17 protein-coding genes are annotated in these 15,963 nt (G+C 67.5%); 7 read left to right on the forward strand and 10 right to left on the reverse strand.

The features are described from left to right. From H5J31_RS20535 to H5J31_RS20555, 5 genes are all read right to left on the reverse strand, one after another. Nucleotides 1-843 carry a carbohydrate ABC transporter permease gene (locus H5J31_RS20535; protein WP_181774234.1) on the reverse strand — a complete coding sequence of 281 codons (843 nt, stop codon included), beginning with the start codon at nt 841-843 and terminating at the stop codon, nt 1-3. Continuing rightward, nucleotides 843-1,793, reverse strand: coding sequence for a carbohydrate ABC transporter permease (locus tag H5J31_RS20540; RefSeq protein WP_181774235.1), 951 nt, complete (start codon nt 1,791-1,793; stop codon nt 843-845). Before H5J31_RS20540 ends, H5J31_RS20535 begins: the two co-directional genes overlap by 1 nt. Beyond that, complete coding sequence (locus H5J31_RS20545; protein ID WP_181774236.1) at nt 1,790-3,112, reverse strand: ABC transporter substrate-binding protein; 1,323 nt, start codon at nt 3,110-3,112, stop codon at nt 1,790-1,792. The genes H5J31_RS20540 and H5J31_RS20545 overlap by 4 nt, the downstream gene beginning before the upstream one ends. A 259-nt stretch (nt 3,113-3,371) precedes the next feature. Next, nucleotides 3,372-3,890 carry a general stress protein gene (locus H5J31_RS20550; protein WP_181774237.1) on the reverse strand — a complete coding sequence of 173 codons (519 nt, stop codon included), beginning with the start codon at nt 3,888-3,890 and terminating at the stop codon, nt 3,372-3,374. A 65-nt stretch (nt 3,891-3,955) separates the two neighbouring features. Then, nucleotides 3,956-5,152, reverse strand: a complete 1,197-nt coding sequence (locus H5J31_RS20555) for an acyl-CoA dehydrogenase family protein (RefSeq protein ID WP_181774238.1) — start codon at nt 5,150-5,152, stop codon at nt 3,956-3,958. Between the two features lie 198 nt (nt 5,153-5,350). Here H5J31_RS20555 and H5J31_RS20560 point away from each other — a divergent pair, with 198 nt between their 5' ends. Both H5J31_RS20560 and H5J31_RS20565 read left to right on the forward strand, forming a co-directional pair. After that, entirely contained in the window at nt 5,351-5,728 is a 378-nt protein-coding gene (locus H5J31_RS20560) for a DUF4190 domain-containing protein (RefSeq protein WP_181774239.1), read from the forward strand. A 48-nt stretch (nt 5,729-5,776) separates the two neighbouring features. After that, nucleotides 5,777-6,490: a DUF4190 domain-containing protein gene (locus H5J31_RS20565; RefSeq protein WP_181774240.1), complete on the forward strand. Its 714-nt coding sequence runs from the start codon at nt 5,777-5,779 to the stop codon at nt 6,488-6,490. 176 nt (nt 6,491-6,666) lie between these two features. Here the strand turns inward: H5J31_RS20565 and H5J31_RS20570 are convergent, their stop codons facing one another. Beyond that, nucleotides 6,667-7,512: an SPFH domain-containing protein gene (locus H5J31_RS20570; protein WP_181774241.1), complete on the reverse strand. Its 846-nt coding sequence runs from the start codon at nt 7,510-7,512 to the stop codon at nt 6,667-6,669. Between the two features lie 90 nt (nt 7,513-7,602). On the opposite strand from H5J31_RS20570, the gene H5J31_RS20575 reads away from it, so the two are divergent. The 4 genes from H5J31_RS20575 to H5J31_RS20590 are packed head-to-tail and all read left to right on the forward strand — an operon-like array spanning nt 7,603 to nt 11,523. Further along, nucleotides 7,603-8,514, forward strand: a complete 912-nt coding sequence (locus H5J31_RS20575; protein WP_181774242.1) for an aminoglycoside phosphotransferase family protein — start codon at nt 7,603-7,605, stop codon at nt 8,512-8,514. Nucleotides 8,515-8,558: 44 nt separating this feature from the next. Further along, entirely contained in the window at nt 8,559-9,866 is a 1,308-nt protein-coding gene (locus H5J31_RS20580) for a magnesium transporter MgtE N-terminal domain-containing protein (RefSeq protein WP_181774243.1), read from the forward strand. Next, nucleotides 9,859-10,368 carry a DUF1003 domain-containing protein gene (locus H5J31_RS20585; protein ID WP_181774244.1) on the forward strand — a complete coding sequence of 170 codons (510 nt, stop codon included), beginning with the start codon at nt 9,859-9,861 and terminating at the stop codon, nt 10,366-10,368. The genes H5J31_RS20580 and H5J31_RS20585 overlap by 8 nt, the downstream gene beginning before the upstream one ends. Nucleotides 10,369-10,377: 9 nt before the next feature. Next, nucleotides 10,378-11,523, forward strand: a complete 1,146-nt coding sequence (locus H5J31_RS20590; RefSeq protein WP_181774245.1) for an Mrp/NBP35 family ATP-binding protein — start codon at nt 10,378-10,380, stop codon at nt 11,521-11,523. Nucleotides 11,524-11,647: 124 nt separating this feature from the next. Here the strand turns inward: H5J31_RS20590 and tatB are convergent, their stop codons facing one another. Beyond that, a complete protein-coding gene (gene tatB / locus H5J31_RS20595) occupies nt 11,648-12,073 on the reverse strand; it encodes a Sec-independent protein translocase protein TatB (protein WP_181774246.1) in 426 nt (141 codons plus the stop codon). 56 nt (nt 12,074-12,129) lie between these two features. Continuing rightward, entirely contained in the window at nt 12,130-13,671 is a 1,542-nt protein-coding gene (locus tag H5J31_RS20600) for a S1C family serine protease (protein WP_181774247.1), read from the reverse strand. Between the two features lie 161 nt (nt 13,672-13,832). Here H5J31_RS20600 and H5J31_RS20605 point away from each other — a divergent pair, with 161 nt between their 5' ends. Next, a complete protein-coding gene (locus H5J31_RS20605; protein ID WP_181774248.1) occupies nt 13,833-14,489 on the forward strand; it encodes an LppU/SCO3897 family protein in 657 nt (218 codons plus the stop codon). 9 nt (nt 14,490-14,498) lie between these two features. Here the strand turns inward: H5J31_RS20605 and H5J31_RS20610 are convergent, their stop codons facing one another. Together H5J31_RS20610 and sigE are read right to left on the reverse strand one after the other, a co-directional pair. Then, nucleotides 14,499-15,179, reverse strand: a complete 681-nt coding sequence (locus tag H5J31_RS20610; protein ID WP_181774249.1) for an anti-sigma factor family protein — start codon at nt 15,177-15,179, stop codon at nt 14,499-14,501. After that, on the reverse strand, nt 15,176-15,799 hold the full coding sequence (gene sigE / locus H5J31_RS20615) for an RNA polymerase sigma factor SigE (RefSeq protein ID WP_407925053.1): 624 nt from the start codon (nt 15,797-15,799) through the stop codon (nt 15,176-15,178). The genes H5J31_RS20610 and sigE overlap by 4 nt, the downstream gene beginning before the upstream one ends. Nucleotides 15,800-15,963: the final 164 nt, after the last annotated feature.

Consider the following 15,963-nt stretch of genomic DNA (forward strand, 5'->3'; position numbering starts at 1 on the left):
TCAGCCCTTCACCGCACCAGACGTCAGCCCCGCCACAATGCGACGCTGGAAGAACAACACGAACAGGATGATCGGGACGGTGATCACCACGGCGGCCGCGGAGATCGTCCCGGTGGGGTCTTCGAACTGCGAGGACCCGGTGAAGAACGACAACGCCGCCGGGACCGTGCGCGAGGCTTCGGTCGAGGTCAGCGAGATCGCGAACAGGAAGTCGTTCCAGCAGAAGATGAACACCAGGATCGCGGTGGTGAACACCCCCGGTGCCGCCAGTGGCGCGATCACCTTCCGGAACGCCTGCGCCGGTGTCGCACCGTCCATCTTCGCCGCCTTTTCCAGCTCCCACGGGATTTCCCGGAAGAACGCGGAAAGCGTGTAGATCGACAGCGGCAGCGCGAACGTGATGTACGGCAGGATCAACCCGGGCCAGGTGTCGAACAGTCCCAGCTCACGTTCGATGTTGAACAGGGGCGTCACCAGCGACACCTGCGGGAACATCGCGATCAGCAGGGACATCCCGACCAGCAGCTGCTTGCCGGGGAAGTCCAGCCGCGCGATCGCGTACGCCGCCATCGTGCCGAGCACGACCGCGATCACCGTCGCGATGATCGCGATCCCGATCGAGTTCACCAGCGCGCGGATGAACTCCGTGGTCTCGAAGATGTCGGCGTAGTTCTGCAACGTCCACTCCGACGGGATGAAGTTCCCGTCGTCCAAGGTCTCCTTGGTCTTGAACGAAAGCGAAACCACCCACAGCACCGGGACCAGCGCGAAGACCAGGACCAGGATGTCGACCAGGCCCCATTTGAGTTTGCGGCCGGAAGTGACCGCTCCACCCATCACCATCAGCGCTTACCCCCATTGTCACTACCCGGTGCGGCCGTGCCGAACACCTTGATGAAGAGGAACGCGATGATCGCCACCGTGATGAAGATCAGCACGGCCATCGTCGACCCGATACCGAGGTTCAATCCCTTGACCAGGTTGTTGTAGGTCTGCATCGACACCGATGACGTATCCTGTGCTCCGTTGGTGAGCACGAAGATGTTGTCGAAGATGCGGAACGCGTCCAGGGTGCGGAACAGCAACGCGACCAGGATCGCCGGCTTCATCACCGGCAGCATCACCTTGGTGAACCGCTGCCACGCGGTCGCTCCGTCCATCGCCGCGGCCTTCAGCAGATCGTCCGGCACCAGTGCCAGACCGGCCATCAGCAGCAGCGCCATGAACGGCGTCGTCTTCCACACCTCGGCGAGCACGATGATCCCCATCGACGGCCAGTACTCGGTCAGCGGCGCGGTGTCGGGGAAGAACAGGTTGGCCAGATATCCCGTGTCCGGCGTCCAGGCGTAGTACCAGGAGAACGCCGCGACCACCGTCACGATGCCGTACGGGATCAGGGCGACCGTCCGCACGAGTCCCCGGCCGACCAGCGTCCGGTGCATGATCAGCGCCAGGCCCATCCCGAGGACGAACTCGATCACCACCGAAACGATGGTCAACCCCATCGTCGTCCCGAACGCCGTCCACCAGTAACCGTTGGACAGCACCGCGATGTAGTTGTCGAGCCCGACGAACTCCTGCTGCGCGGGGAACCGGAGGTCGTAGCGCTGCAGCGAAAGCCAGATCGAGTAGATGATCGGATACCCGGTCACCGCGATCATCACGAACGCCGCCGGAGCGCACAACCACAGCCCGAGCCTGCGCTCGGCCTTCTTTCCTTCACTGAGAACGGGTTTGGCTTTCTTGCCCGCCCCGCTCTTCGTCGCCGAAGCGGCGGTTTCCTGCACGGTCACGGGATCACTCCCTTCGACTGGAGCGCGTCGGCGAGCTGCTCCCGCAGCTTCTCCGCCGTCTTCTGCGGATCGATTTCAGAAGGCGGGGAAAGCACCTTCGACAACACCGTCGAAGCGTTCTGGTACGCCGGGGTCAGCGGGCGCACCGCAGCGTCCTTGAGCGCGTCCAGAATCGTTTCCCGCATCGGGTACTTCGTGTCCATGCTCGGGTTGTCGTCGCTCTGCGGTGCCGTCGCGTCGAGCGGCAGCGTGTCCGTGTAAAGCGATTCGAGCGTCGGCGGGACACCGTCCTTGAGCGCGGAGAACTTCTGGTTCTTCGCGCTGCGCAGGCACAGCGCGGCCTCGAAGGCCTCCGGCTTGTGCTTCGAAGTCGAGCTCACCGCCATGTTGTAGCCACCGATGGTGGTCTTGGCGGGCTTGCCCGCTTCGAACTCCGGATAGGTGGTCCACTTGAAATGCTGCAGTTCGTCCTTCTTCTCCTTGGCGTAGGAGGCGTAGACGAACGGCCAGTTCAATTCGAAGGCGGCGTTCCCGCGCTGGAAGGACTGGCGGACCTCGTCCTCCTTCGAGTTGGTCAGCGACGGGTCGGTGATGCCGGCCGAGGTGACCTTCTTGAGCATCTCCAGCGCCTTGACCGCGCCCGCGTCCATCACCACGGATTTGCCGTCGTCGGAGAGGATCTTGCCGCCCGCCGATTCGACGAGGGTGTTGTAGATGACGACGAGGCCTTCGTACTGCGCGCCGGTGAACACGACGTTCGCCGGTTTGCCCTGCGCCTTGAGTGCCTGCGCCTGCTGGATCATCTCGTCCCAGGTCTTCGGCGGCGTCGGGGTCAGCCTGTCGTCGTACCAGAGCAGCTGGACGTTGGTGTTCTTGGTCGCCGCGTAGAGCTTTCCGTTCCACGTGGCGGTTTCGAGCGGCCCAGGCAGAACTCCTTCGGTGGCCTCGGTCTTCGCCTGGCCCGTCCATTCCTCGGCCCAGCCCGCCTCGGCGAACTCGGAAACCCAGGTGACGTCCAGCCCCAGTACGTCGAGTGAATCATCTCCGGCCGCCAGACGGCGCACCATCTGTTCGCGCTGGCCGTCCGCTCCCCGGGGGAGCTTGTTGTAAACCACCTCGTAGCGGCCGCCCGCGGCCTTGGTGCAATCGTCCACAACGGACTGGAAATTGTCCTCGGGCGCGTAATACACATTGATCTTCAATCCGGAACCGGATCCGCAGCCGGCCAGCAGGCCGGCCGTCAGCGCTGTCGCGCCGAGTAGCGCGGCGGCGCGGCCCGGCGAGCGGCCGCTCCGGCTCGCGCTCATCCTCTTCCCCATGAGGGCCTCCTCACCCGCGCGCACGCCCGGGATGTGGCGGCGCTAGGACGCGTTGAAGAAGCCGCGCGCCAGCACCCCGACGTGCTAGTGCTCGGGCGGACACGATGGAGTACGCGTCCGCCCGACTGGTGTTGTGCAACCTATTCCGGGCGATCATCGCCCGCAAGCAGTATCGGTAACGATTCAGCGGATCGCACGGCGAATAGGGGTACCCGTACCACCGAATGTCACTGGTCCGGTCCCCCTGGGCCTCTCGTCGTCACCGATCGGGGCGGTGCGGACGCAGTGCGAGCTGCGCGAGAAGCTCGCGGGCCTGCTCGGCCGAACGCGGCTGGCACAGGACGTCGTAGCGGCCGGCGACCAGCTGGCTCGCGGACGAGAAGTCGCGCCGGGACATGCTGTAGCTGATGGCCGCGAAGACCGTCCACGCCAGAACGCCGAGCACGAGCCCGCCGATCAGGGGCTGCCACGCGAAGCCCTGGTTGTTGAACATCCCCAGCAGCAGGCCGATGATCAGGCCGAACCACGCTCCCGTGACGGCACCGGTACCCAGCACGCGGCCCCAGCTCAGCCTGCCGACGACGCGTTCCACGAGCATCAGGTCGACGCCGACGATCGTCACGTCGGCGACCCCGAACTCCTTCTCCGCGAGGAAACCGACGGCCTGCTGTGCCTCGCCGTAGGTCGCGTAGGAGCCGATCGGCCAGCCTGAAGGCGGTGTCGGCAGCCTGGGCAGTCCGCCCGCCGCGCGTCCGCCTCCGCCAAAGGGAGCACTCACGTAATCACCTCTCGCCCGTCCCGGTCCATCTTCTCAAGGACGGGCGAAAGGCGCGAACGTGAGCGTCAGGAGCGGGACTTGTACTCGCGGAGAAGACCCCGGCTGATGATGGTCTTCTGGATCTCGCTGGTGCCCTCGCCGATGAGCAGGAACGGCGCCTCGCGCATCAGGCGCTCGATCTCGTACTCCTTCGAGTAGCCGTAGCCGCCGTGGATGCGGAAGGAGTCCTGGGTGACCTCGGCGCAGTATTCGCTCGCGATCAGCTTCGCCATCCCGGCCTCGACGTCGTTGCGCTCGCCGGAGTCCTTGAGCCGGGCGGCGTTGACCATCATCAGGTGCGCGGCCTCGACCTTGGTGGCCATCTCGGCGAGTTTGAACGCCACCGCCTGGTGTTCGGCGATCGCCTTGCCGAAGGTCTTGCGCTGCTGGGCGTAGTCCACCGCCAGTTCGAACGCGCGGATCGCGATCCCGCACGCCCGCGCGGCGACGTTCACGCGGCCGACCTCGACACCGTCCATCATGTACGCGAAGCCCTTGCCCGGGGCCTCGCCGAGGACCATGTCCGCGCCGATCTTGTAGCCGTCGAAAACGGCTTCGGTGGTGTCGACGCCCTTGTACCCCATTTTGTCGATCTTGCCGGGGATGGTGAGCCCGGGCGCGACCTCGCCGAAGCCCTCGGGCTTCTCGACCAGGAACGTGGTCAGGTTCTGGTGGGCCTTCTCGGCGCCCTCGTCGGTCTTGACGAGCAGGGCGATCAGGTTGGAACTGCCGCCGTTGGTCAGCCACATCTTCGAACCGTCGATGACGTAACCGTCGTCGGTCTTACGAGCGCGGGTCTTGATCGCGGCGACGTCGGAACCGAGGTCCGGCTCGGACATCGAGAACGAGCCGCGGACCTCGCCGGTCGCCATCCGCGGCAGGAAGTGCTGCTTCTGCTCCGGCGTCCCGTGGCGGGAGATCATGTGCGCCACGATGAAATGCGTGTTGATCACACCCGAGACGCTCATCCAGCCGCGTGCGATCTCTTCGACCACGAGCGCGTAGGTCAGCAGCGATTCGCCGAGGCCGCCGTACTCCTCCGGGATGGTGAGGCCGAACAGCCCCATCTCCTTCATCCCCTCGACGATGTCGGTGGGGTAGGTGTCGGAGTGCTCGAGTTCCTGCGCGCGGGGGATGACCTCCTTGTCCACGAACTGGCGGACCGTGGCCAGGATTTCGGATTGGACTTCGGTCAAGCCGGCCGTCTGGGCGAGGCGAGCCATCGCTGCTCCCTATGTGTCGCTGTGTCGCGCGCACCGGGCACCCGGCGCTGGGTTACCGGTGAGTATGACGCGAACGCAGGGACCTCGCTATGAGCGCAGTCACGCGTACGCCATCCGTGACCCCGTCCGGCTGAACGCCGCCGCGAAACGCGGGGGTTTCCGGTAGCGATACCGTCCTCGTCCGACGAGGGGACCCGCATGACGAATCCGCACGACCCGTACGGACAGCAGCAGCCGTCCGGGCACTTCGAGCAGCCGTACGGTCTCCAGCCGTATCAGCCGCCGCCGGTCTACATCCCCCAGCCGTACGCCTACGTGCGCCCGCCGGACCAGGGCATGGCGGTGGCGTCGCTGGTGTGCTCGCTGATCGGCCTGGTCATGTGCTTTCCCGCGATCCTCGGGATCGTCTTCGGCCACATCGCGCTCTCGAAGGCCAAACGCGGTGAAGCGGGTGGCCAGGGCATGGCGCAGGCGGGAATGATCATCGGTTATGTCATCACCGCGCTGTGGCTGATCCCGCTCATCCTGTGGTTCGTGTTCGTGGTGCTGGCGATCGGTGCCGCGGGCGTCGCGTGACCCGTTCCCGGATACGGTGGTGTCCCGCACGAACCAGGGGGCAACCGGATGAGCAGTTCCGACTCGCAGGACACACCGTCGACGTCGTCCTACTCCGACTCGAACACCTTCTCGGACCCGACGTCGGCGTCTTCGCCCTCGTCCGAAACGGTGTCGAGCCCGTCTCCGGTGGAACCGCAGCAGTTCCAGCCTCCTGCCCCGTTCGAACCGCCCGCGCCTTTCGAGCCTCCGGCGCCGTTCGATCCGAAGGCCGCCGAGGACGCTCCTGCTCCTGGTGAACCTGGTCCTTTCGCCGAGCCGGGTCCCGCTGTCGAGCCGGGTCCCGCTTCGGGCGAGCCGCCGTTCGCGCAGGCCATCGACCCGCTGACCGCCGAGCCCGTCCCTTCGCCCAGCCCCGGCTTCGCGGCTCCGGACGCTTCGTCACCTTCGTCGGTGTACACGCCCCAGCCGATCGCCTACCCGATGCAGCCCTACGGCCAGCCGTACAACCCGTACGCGCCCGCTGCGGCGCGGCGCCCTCCGCAGGACAACGGGATGGCGATCGCCGGATTGGTGTGCTCGATCGTCGGGATCTGCTCCTGCGTGACCGTGATCGTCGGGCTGATCCTCGGGCACATCGGCCTGGCCAAGGCGAACCGCGGCGAGGCGGGCGGCCGCGGCATGGCGCTCGCGGCGGTGATCATCGGCTACGTCGTGCTCGCGCTGTACACCGGTTTCTTCGGCACGCTGATCGTGCTGGGCGTCAACGGCGAACTCGACTAGCACCGCCGGGGGAGCAAGGGACCTTTGCTCTCCTGACCGCCGCTGACCTGCCGTCTTGTCCGTGGCCGCTGACGACAGGACCCCGACTGTGTGGATTTCGGGACGTCTGACGTCCCAAAATCCACACAGTCCCTCGCCTACCTGCGGAAAGAGAGCAAGGGACCTTTGCTATCACTTCAGGGGCGCAGGTCCGCGTCATCCGGTTCCCGCGGCGCCGGCGCCACCTGACCGTTCGCTTCCGAAGCAGCTTCAGCAGGAGCCGGAGCGGCCTTCGGCGTGTTCGCGTCGAGGAAGCGCAGCAGTTCCACCGGGAACGGCAGGACGAGCGTCGAGTTCTTCTCCGCCGAAACCTGCACGACGGTCTCCAGCAGCCGCAACTGCATCGCCGCCGGGGTGTCGGCCATGGTCGCGGCCGCCTGCGAAAGCTTGTACGACGCCTGCAGTTCACCGTCGGCCGAGATGACCCGAGCGCGCCGCTCGCGTTCGGCTTCGGCCTGGCGTGACATCGAGCGCTTCATCGACTCGGGCAGCGCGACGTCCTTGATCTCGACCCGGTCGATGTGGATGCCCCAGTCCAGCGCCGGGTTGTCGATCATCAGCTCCAGGCCCTCGTTGAGCCGTTCGCGGTTGGACAGCAGGTCGTCCAGCTCGCTCTTGCCGATGATGGACCGCGGCGACGTCTGCGCGACCTGGCCGACGGCCGAGCGGTAGTCCTGCACGTTCACCGCGGCCAGGACCGGGTCGATCACCTTGAAGTACACGACCGCGTCCACCCGCACGCTGACGTTGTCCCGCGTGATGCCGTCCTGCGCCGGGATCGGCATCGTGATGATCTGCATGTTGACCTTCTGCAGCCTGTCCGCGAAGGGCACCAGCAGCGCGAGCCCCGGCTCCCGGATGTTCGCGCGTACCCGCCCGAACCGGAAGACCAGGCCTCGTTCGTACTGTTTCACCACGCGCAGACTGGCCGCGAGCCAAGCGCCGCCCGCGACGGCGACGATACCGAGAATCTCCACCACCATGACTGCTCCCGGGGTTGTGTTCTCCCTGCTCACGGTACGCCCGGTGGGTCACGAGGGAAACACGGTGGACAGGGCTGCCAAGGTGGGATCGTGACCGGTTTCAAGATCCCGCCCAAGTTCCTCGACCGCGCCCCCGGACTCGGCCCCGGAGCCGCCGAATGGCTCGACTCGCTCCCGTTCCTCGCCGAGAAGTACACGACCAAGTGGAAGCTCGACTACGACGGCGAGGCGATGCACGGTTTCGTCGGTGTCGCGCAGCCCGTCCGCCGCGCCGACGGCTCCCCCGCGATCCTGAAACTCGGCTGGCCACATGAGGAATCCACCGACGAACCGCTCGCACTGTCCACTTGGGCCGGTCAGGGCGCGGTGCTGATGTACGACCACGTGCCCGAGGACGGTGTGCTGCTCCTGGAGCGGCTCGACGCCTCGCGGTCGCTCGAAACCGAGCCGATCCAGGAGGCCGTCGAGACCATCGGCGCGATGGCGCGACGGCTGGCCGTCCCGGCTCCCGAAGCACTGCAACGGTCCCTTCGCCAAGATGCCGCGAAGCTGGTCACCGAACTTCCGGAGTCCTGGAGCGAACTCGGTGAGCCGTTCGACCGCAAGTACATCGACGCGGCGGTGGAGATCTGCGTGAACCTCGGGCCCACGGCCGGCGAGCTGATGGTGAACGAGGACCTGCACTTCGAGAACGTCCTCGCCGGCGAGCGTGAACCCTGGCTGGTGATCGACCCGAAGCCGCTTTCGGGTGATCTCGAGTTCGGCGCGATCTCGATCCTCTGGAACCGCGCGAACGAGTCCACAATGGACGAAAAGATCGCATGGTTCGCCGCCGCGGCGGCCGTGGACGTCGAACGCACGCGCGCGTGGACTCTCGTGCGTGCGGTGGAGAACTGGCTCTGGCTCCACGAAGACCTCGCCGAGGGCGCTTCACCCGAAGACATCGCCGAAGATCCCGCCTACGCCGCCGTCCCGGAGATCGCCGCCTGGGCATTGCGGTGATCACACGAATCGTCTCCCGCGCCGGGAGCCGATAACCTTCGGGCATGGCCACCTTGAACAGGGTATTCGCAGCTCAGCTGGCCGGTTTGCCGGTTTTCGGACCCGACGGTGAATCGATCGGCAAGGTGCGGGACCTGGTGGCGGGCCTCCGGCTGGATCAGCAGCCGCCGCGGATCCTGGGCATCGTCGTCGAGCTGACCACGAGGCGCCGCGTGTTCGTGCCGATGTTGCGCGTGACCTCGATCGAGCCCTCGGCCATCACCCTGGCCACCGGTTCGGTCAACATGCGGCGCTTCCACCAGCGGCCCAACGAGGTTCTGGTGGTCGGGCAGCTCTTCGACGCGTACGCGACGCTGACCGGCTCGGACACCCGCGTCACCGTCGTCGATGCCGGGATGGAGCCGACGAGGACCCGGGACTGGGTACTCGCGAAACTCGCGATCCGGGAGCGGTCGAGCAGGCTCGGCCTCGGCAGGCGTCGCGCGCCGATGCAGGTGCTGCCGTGGTCGGAGGTGTCCGGACTCGGGCTCACCGACCTCACCGGCCAGACGCAGGGCGCCGCGCAGCTGCTGATGCTGTTCGACACCATGCGCGCGGCCGACGTCGCCGCCACGGTGCGGGACCTCCCGCTGAAACGACGGCACGAGGTCGCCGACGCGATGGACGACGAGCATCTCGCAGATCTCCTCGAAGAGCTGCCCGACGACGACCAGAAGGAACTGCTGTCCTACCTCGCCGAGGAACGGGCCGCGGACATCCTCGAAGCGATGAACCCCGACGACGCCGCCGACCTGCTGGCCGAACTGGCGCCCGCCGAGCAGAGCCGGTTCCTGGAACTGATGGAACCCGAGGAGTCGGCGCCGGTGAAGCGGCTGCTGGAGTACTCCTCCGACACCGCCGGTGGTCTGATGACACCCGAGCCGGTGGTGCTGACGCCGGACGCCACGGTCGCGGAGGCGCTCGCGCACATCCGCAACGCCGACCTCCCGGTGGCGCTGGCGAGCATGGTGTTCGTCTGCCGCCCGCCCACCGAGACGCCGACAGGGCGCTTCGTCGGCGTCGTCCACTTCCAGCGGCTCCTGCGCGAGCCGCCGGCGGAGATGGTGGCGAGCGCCGTCGACACCCAGCTGCCCGCGTTGCGCCCCAGGGCCACCTTGTCCGAGGTCACGCGCTACTTCGCCGCCTACAACCTCACCTGCGGGCCGGTGGTGGACGCCGAAGACCACCTGCTGGGCGCGGTCACCGTCGACGACGTACTCGACCACCTGCTCCCGGAGGACTGGCGCGAGACCGGTCTGCACGACATCACCGGCGAAACCACGAGAGAAAGCGAGGAGGCCGAACGTGCCTGAACTGACGTCCGGGCGGCGGCTGGACCAGCCCCGCGGCCAAGGCCGGTTCAGGCTGAACCTGGATCCGGACACCTTCGGCAGGCTCACCGAACGGGTCGCGCGGTTCCTCGGCACCGGCAAGTACCTGTTCTGGCAGACCCTGACCGTCATCGTCTGGATCGTGCTGAACCTGGTGGCGGTCTCACTGCGCTGGGACCCGTACCCGTTCATCCTGCTGAACCTGGCCTTCTCGACACAGGCCGCGTACGCCGCACCGCTCATTCTCCTGGCGCAGAACCGCCAGGACGACCGCGACCGCGTCTCGCTGGAGGAAGACCGGAATCGGGCCGAACAGACCAAGGCGGACACCGAATACCTCGCGCGGGAGCTCGCGTCACTGCGGATCGCGCTCGGCGAGGTCGCCACCCGCGACTTCCTGCGGAGCGAACTCGACCGCCTCCGTGAGGATCTTGATGCCAAGCCGCGCAAGGGCAAACCCGACCGGGCCGCTACCGGTACGTAACATGGAGGCGTGACCAGTACGCAGCAACTCCCCAGCGTCGAAGATGTCCGCACCGCGCTGAAGGCCGTGTACGACCCGGAGATCAAGAAACCGATCACCGACCTCGGCATGGTCAAGGGCGTGGAAGTGGGCTCGGACGGCGTCGTCACCGTCGGGATCTACCTGACGGTCGCCGGCTGCCCGTTGAAGGCGACGCTGACCAAGGACACCACCGACGCCGTCGCGAAGCTCCCCGGCGTCAGCGACGTCAAGGTCGAGCTCGACGTCATGAACGACGAGCAACGTACGGAACTGCGAAAATCGCTGCGCGGCGACGCCACGGAGCCGGTGATCCCGTTCGCGCAGCCGGGTTCGATGACGCGGGTCTACTGCGTCGCGTCCGGCAAGGGCGGCGTCGGCAAGTCCTCGGTGACGGTGAACCTCGCGGCCGCGATGGCCGAACGCGGGCTTTCCGTCGGCGTGGTGGACGCGGACATCTACGGCCACTCGGTGCCGCGGATGCTCGGTGCGCGGGAGAAGCCGACCAAGGTCGACACCATGATCATGCCGCCGCAGGCGCATGGCGTGAAGGTCATCTCGATCGGCATGTTCACCCCGGGCAACGAGCCCGTCGTGTGGCGCGGGCCGATGCTGCACCGCGCGCTGCAGCAGTTCCTCGCCGACGTGTTCTGGGGCGACCTCGACATCCTGCTGCTGGACCTGCCGCCGGGCACCGGCGACATCGCGATCTCGGTGGCGCAGCTCATCCCGAACGCGGAGATCCTGGTCGTCACCACCCCGCAGCAGGCGGCCGCCGAGGTCGCCGAGCGCGCGGGCGCGATCGCGCTGCAGACGCGGCAGCGGGTGGCCGGCGTCATCGAGAACATGTCGTGGCTCGAAACGCCCGCCGGCGAGCGGATGGAGATCTTCGGCTCAGGCGGCGGGCAGTCCGTGGCCGACTCGCTGACGAAGTCGGTCGGCTCGACCGTGCCGCTGCTCGGGCAGATCCCGATGGACCCGCGTGTGGTCTCCTTCGGCGACGCGGGCACGCCGATCGTGCTGGCGGAGCCGGACGCGCCGGCGTCGCTCGTGCTCAAGGAGGCGGCGAAGAAGCTGACCGTCCGGGCGCGCGGGCTGGCCGGGATGATGCTGAACGTGACCCCCGCGGGCCGCTGATCCACCCTTACGCATTTAGTCCTCTACTTGCGGGCACTAGGCGCCCGCAAGTAGAGGACTAAATGCGATAGATGCGCGTGCACGGACCGCATTCAGAGGACTAAATGCGTGCTCCAGAGGGCCCTCAGGTGGCGTCGGGGTCGACCGGAGGACGCTCGCCCGGCTTCAGCGGCTCGGGCTGCGCGGCGGTCGCCGGGTAGCCGTTGGGCTTGGAAGCTCCGTTGGAGCCGTTGGTGCCGCCGTTCGTGGTGCCGTTGACGTTGTTGAGCCCCAGCGGATCGGAGTCACCGTCGAACAGGTGCTGGGTGACGACCCGCTTCGGGTCGAAGTTGCGCAGACCGCGCAGGTCCTCCAGCGGCTTGCGCAACTGGTCGAACTCCGGGCCCATCTCCTCACGCAGTTGCGTCTTGGCGCCGGTCGCGAAATCCCGGACCTTCTTCACGCTCTTGGCCACCCACGACGCCGCTTCGGGCAGCCGTTCCGGACCGAGGATGAAAAGACCCGCGACGATGATGATGAGGATTTCGCCCCAGCCGACACTCTCGAACACCTGTGTGAACCTCCGCCTCGGCGTCTTCCCCGTTCAGGGTACCCGCCCGGACCTGGTCAGTCCGAAGCCAGTTTCACGTCCACCACAAGCGAAGACCCATCGCGGACAAGCCGGACAGGAACCACTTCGCCGACTTCGCGCGCGCGGACCGCGACGAGCAGTTCCGCGGAGTCGCGGACGAGCCGGCCACCGACCTCGGTGATGACGTCGCCTTCCTTGATCCCGGCGGACGCGGCCGGGCCTCCGGGAGCGACATTGCGGACCTGGGCGCCCATGGTGCTGGAGCCCGCGACGGTCGACGAGGCGTTGATGCCGATGTCGGGGTGGACGACCTTGCCGTCCTTGATCAGGGTTTTCGCGATCTTCACCGCGTAGTCACTCGGGATGGCGAAGCCGATGCCGATGCTGCCGCCTTCGGCACTGGACGAACGGATCGCCGAGTTGATCCCGACCAGCGCGCCGGTCGCGTCGACGAGCGCGCCGCCCGAGTTGCCGTGGTTGATCGCGGCGTCGGTCTGGATGGCCTCGTAGATCACCGGGGCACTGCCGCCGTCGCCACCCGCGGTCACCGGACGGTTCAGCGCGCTGACGATGCCGGCGGTGACCGAGTTCTGCAGGGCCAGCGGCGAACCGACGGCGATCACCGAATCGCCGACGGCCAGGTCGGACGACTTCCCGACCTGCAACGCCGTCAGGTTGTCGACGTTGACCTTGACCACGGCGAGGTCGGTCTTCGGGTCGGCGCCGACGACCTTGGCCTCGACGCGCCTGCCGTCGAAGAACACGGCGGTGACCTTGGTGGCCGCGTCGGCCGTCGCCGCCGAGATCACGTGTTCGTTCGTGAGCACGTAGCCCTGGGTGTCGATCACGACGCCGGAGCCCTGCTGACCGGCGTCGGCGCCGGGTTTGAACACCTCGAGCGAGACGACGGCGGGCGCCACCCGGTGGGCGATGTCGGAGATCGAACCGGCCGGGCGTTCCTTGGCGGCGTCGGCCTCGGAGATGCTGGCCTCACCGGTCAGTTCGGTGCCGGTGTCGGCGAACCACCAGCCGATCAGCCCGCCCGCGGCGCCGATGACCAGCGCGACGGCGGCGAGCATCGCCAGCGCCTTCGTCTGCACACGACGTCCGAAGAGGACTTCCGGCAAGCTCAGCAGCGCGCCTTGCGGGCGCTTCGCGTCTTTCTCGTCTTCCGGCTCCGATTGCATCGCCGGCCCGGCGAGCACGGCGCCGGAGGCGGGGTCGCGCCACGGATCCGAGGTCTTGGTCCAGAGCGGGTCTTCGGCGCCGTCGGCGGACGACTCGGAGCCGTTGGTCCCATACGGCCGCTCCAGCACGACGCCCTCGGCGCCCGGCGGGCGGCGGAAGGCCTCGGCGAGCGATTCCGGGGTCGGCGGCGCCAGATTCAAGCCCGGCGCGGTCTGCCCGTTGGTCCCGGGCCGGTACAGCTTGTCGAAGGCACCATCGACGCCACGCGGCCTGCCGAACGTGGCCGCCTGCGCCGGATCGACGGCGGGCCTGGCCAGCGGGCGCGGCGCGAGCCGATCCCCCGCCGGGTCACCAGGCTGCTGCGGATTCGCGTTCGGCTGCTCGGTCATCATTCCCCGGGGCTGAGATCAGGTTGGCCGGACGCGAGAGTACGCCAAGCCTGTGCCCTGATTCTGCCGCGACCATGGTGAAGTGCGCGTTGATTCCCCGGAGCCGGACATAAATGTGACACTTGAGGCAACCATGTCCCACCTCTGGCAGTCTAAGGACCATGTCGGAGAATCACGGGGGACAGTTCCCGCCTCAGCAGCAGTGGCCACAGCAACCGCACCCGCAGCAGCAATGGCCCCAGCAGCAGGGCTGGCCGCACCAGCCACCCAAGAAGAAGGGCCTGTCGACCAAGGTGAAGGTGCTGTTGCTGGTCGGCGCGCTCGTCGTGGTCGGCGGCGGGATCGGGCTGATCTTCGTGGCGAAGTCGGCCGCCGGGCCGGAGAAGCAGGCGGCGAAACTGGTCGAGGGCGACTGCGTCGTGCTGACCGGCTCGGGCAAGGAGGCCGACGCGGCCAAGACGCCGTGCGAGTCCCCGCAAGCGCCCTACGCGGTGAGCCTCACCGGAGTCGACAAGGGCGACTGGAACTGCAAGGAAGGGTTCTACAAGTACGCCGTCCCAAGGCCGATGCGCGGGGACGGCGTCGCCCTGTGCCTGGCGATCAACGCCCAGGTCGGGTTGTGTTTCGACGACATCGAAGCGAAGACCCCACCGCCGCTGAAGGACTGCGGCTCCGCGCGGTTGAGGATCAGCGAGGTCTTCCCTCAGGCGAGCATCGTGAAAAGCCCGTGCAAGGAGGGCACCGAAGAGGTCATTTCCTACTCCAGCTACGGGACCACGAAATTCAAGAGCGCGACGATCTGCTTCGTCAAACCCTGACGAAGCGGATCAGCGAGCGGAGACGGGCATGGGAGCGCTCGACGTGCTCGGAGCCGGCGCGGGACTGCTGCGCGGCGGCTCCGGCCGGGCGCCACCACCCAGCTGCGCGGGCAGCAGACCGGCGTTGACCCCTTGCGGCGGGACCAAAGCGGGATTCGGCTGGTCTTCGGCGCCCTCACCCGAGGTCGCGACGAGGGCCAGGGCGCTCAGCACCAGACCCGAAACGACGACTCCGGCGCCCTGCGCGTACTTCCGCCGGGCGAGACCGAACCGCCCGCCGCCGAGGACGTTCGGCGACTGGCCCAGTGGCGCCGACGAGCCCAACGGCGCGGCACCACCCAGGACTCCGGTGTCACGAAGGCCGGCGACCCTGTCGGGCCGCTGGATGGCCACCAGCTGACCGTCGGCGGTCATCGCCAGGTTGTCCGGCGTGCTGGGAAGCTCGGTGTTCTGCGGGATGGAGCAGAGGCTCGCCAGGAAACCCGCCGACATCGACGGGGCTCCCGCCTGCTTCACGGCGGTGACCGCCTGCCGCTGCGCCGCGACCTCGGCCGCGCACGACTGACAACGGGCGATATGCGCCGACGCCCTGTCCTGGGCGCCGAGGGTCAGCTCTCCGTCGACGAAGGCGACGATGGCGTCCGGAAGCAGATGCGACTCGGGGAGTCCCCAGCCTCGCGGTGCGGTCATACCCCCACCTTCGCAGACTCCTGCGCCGCGGCGCGACGACGCTCCAAAGAAGCGCGAAGCGCCTGGCGGCCGCGGTGGATCCGGCTGCGCACGGTGCCGAGTTTGACACCGAGGGTGGCGCCGATCTCCTCGTACGAGAGGCCTTCGACGTCGCACAGCACGACCGCGGCGCGGAACTCGGGCGGCAGCTCGTCGAGCGCGGCCTGCAGATCCGGGTCGAGGTGCGTGTCCGAGTACACCTGCTCCGGGCTCGGGTCGTCGCCGACGATGCGGTCGGTGTCCTCGGGCAGGCCTTCCATCCGCACGCGGGAGCGGCGGCGGGCCATGTCGAGGAACAGGTTCGTGGTGATGCGGTGCAGCCAGCCTTCGAAGGTGCCGGGCTTGTAGGACGCGAGGGAGCGGAAGACCCGGATGAAGGTCTCCTGCGTCAGGTCCTCGGCGTCGTGGGCGTTACCGGTCAAGCGGTACGCGAGCCGGTACACGCGGTCGGCGTGTTCGCGCACGACCTCGTCCCAAGAGGGCGGGGTCCATGCGGCCTCGTCCACGGTCACCGGCGTGACCTGGTCCGCGAGCTGGTCGTCCTGCATCGTTTCCTGCATCGGGGAAGTAGGCACCTCCATCAGCGTCTTCTCCCAACTACTCCACCCAACGCGGGCGATGTGCACGGTGTTCCCGTTGTCGAGACCCAGTCTGTCGGGCCTGCTTATGTTTCTAGTGAGACTGGACTGAGAAGACCCTGAGAAGTCGGTACCAGGGAGTCTTCGCTCTTTTGTCGATAAGCAGC

It is taken from the genome of Amycolatopsis pittospori, assembly GCF_013870525.1.
GTDB classification, from domain to species: Bacteria; Actinomycetota; Actinomycetes; order Mycobacteriales; family Pseudonocardiaceae; genus Amycolatopsis; species Amycolatopsis pittospori.

Coding starts and splice junctions, on each gene's coding strand:
- H5J31_RS20535 (WP_181774234.1), bottom strand. CDS start 843: ATGGTGATGGGTGGAGCGGTCACTTCCGGCCGCAAACTCAAATGGGGC.
- H5J31_RS20545 (WP_181774236.1), bottom strand. CDS start 3,112: ATGGGGAAGAGGATGAGCGCGAGCCGGAGCGGCCGCTCGCCGGGCCGC.
- H5J31_RS20555 (WP_181774238.1), bottom strand. CDS start 5,152: ATGGCTCGCCTCGCCCAGACGGCCGGCTTGACCGAAGTCCAATCCGAA.
- H5J31_RS20560 (WP_181774239.1), top strand. CDS start 5,351: ATGACGAATCCGCACGACCCGTACGGACAGCAGCAGCCGTCCGGGCAC.
- H5J31_RS20565 (WP_181774240.1), top strand. CDS start 5,777: ATGAGCAGTTCCGACTCGCAGGACACACCGTCGACGTCGTCCTACTCC.
- H5J31_RS20570 (WP_181774241.1), bottom strand. CDS start 7,512: ATGGTGGTGGAGATTCTCGGTATCGTCGCCGTCGCGGGCGGCGCTTGG.
- H5J31_RS20580 (WP_181774243.1), top strand. CDS start 8,559: ATGGCCACCTTGAACAGGGTATTCGCAGCTCAGCTGGCCGGTTTGCCG.
- H5J31_RS20600 (WP_181774247.1), bottom strand. CDS start 13,671: ATGACCGAGCAGCCGAACGCGAATCCGCAGCAGCCTGGTGACCCGGCG.
- H5J31_RS20605 (WP_181774248.1), top strand. CDS start 13,833: ATGTCGGAGAATCACGGGGGACAGTTCCCGCCTCAGCAGCAGTGGCCA.
- H5J31_RS20610 (WP_181774249.1), bottom strand. CDS start 15,179: ATGACCGCACCGCGAGGCTGGGGACTCCCCGAGTCGCATCTGCTTCCG.
- sigE (WP_407925053.1), bottom strand. CDS start 15,799: ATGGAGGTGCCTACTTCCCCGATGCAGGAAACGATGCAGGACGACCAG.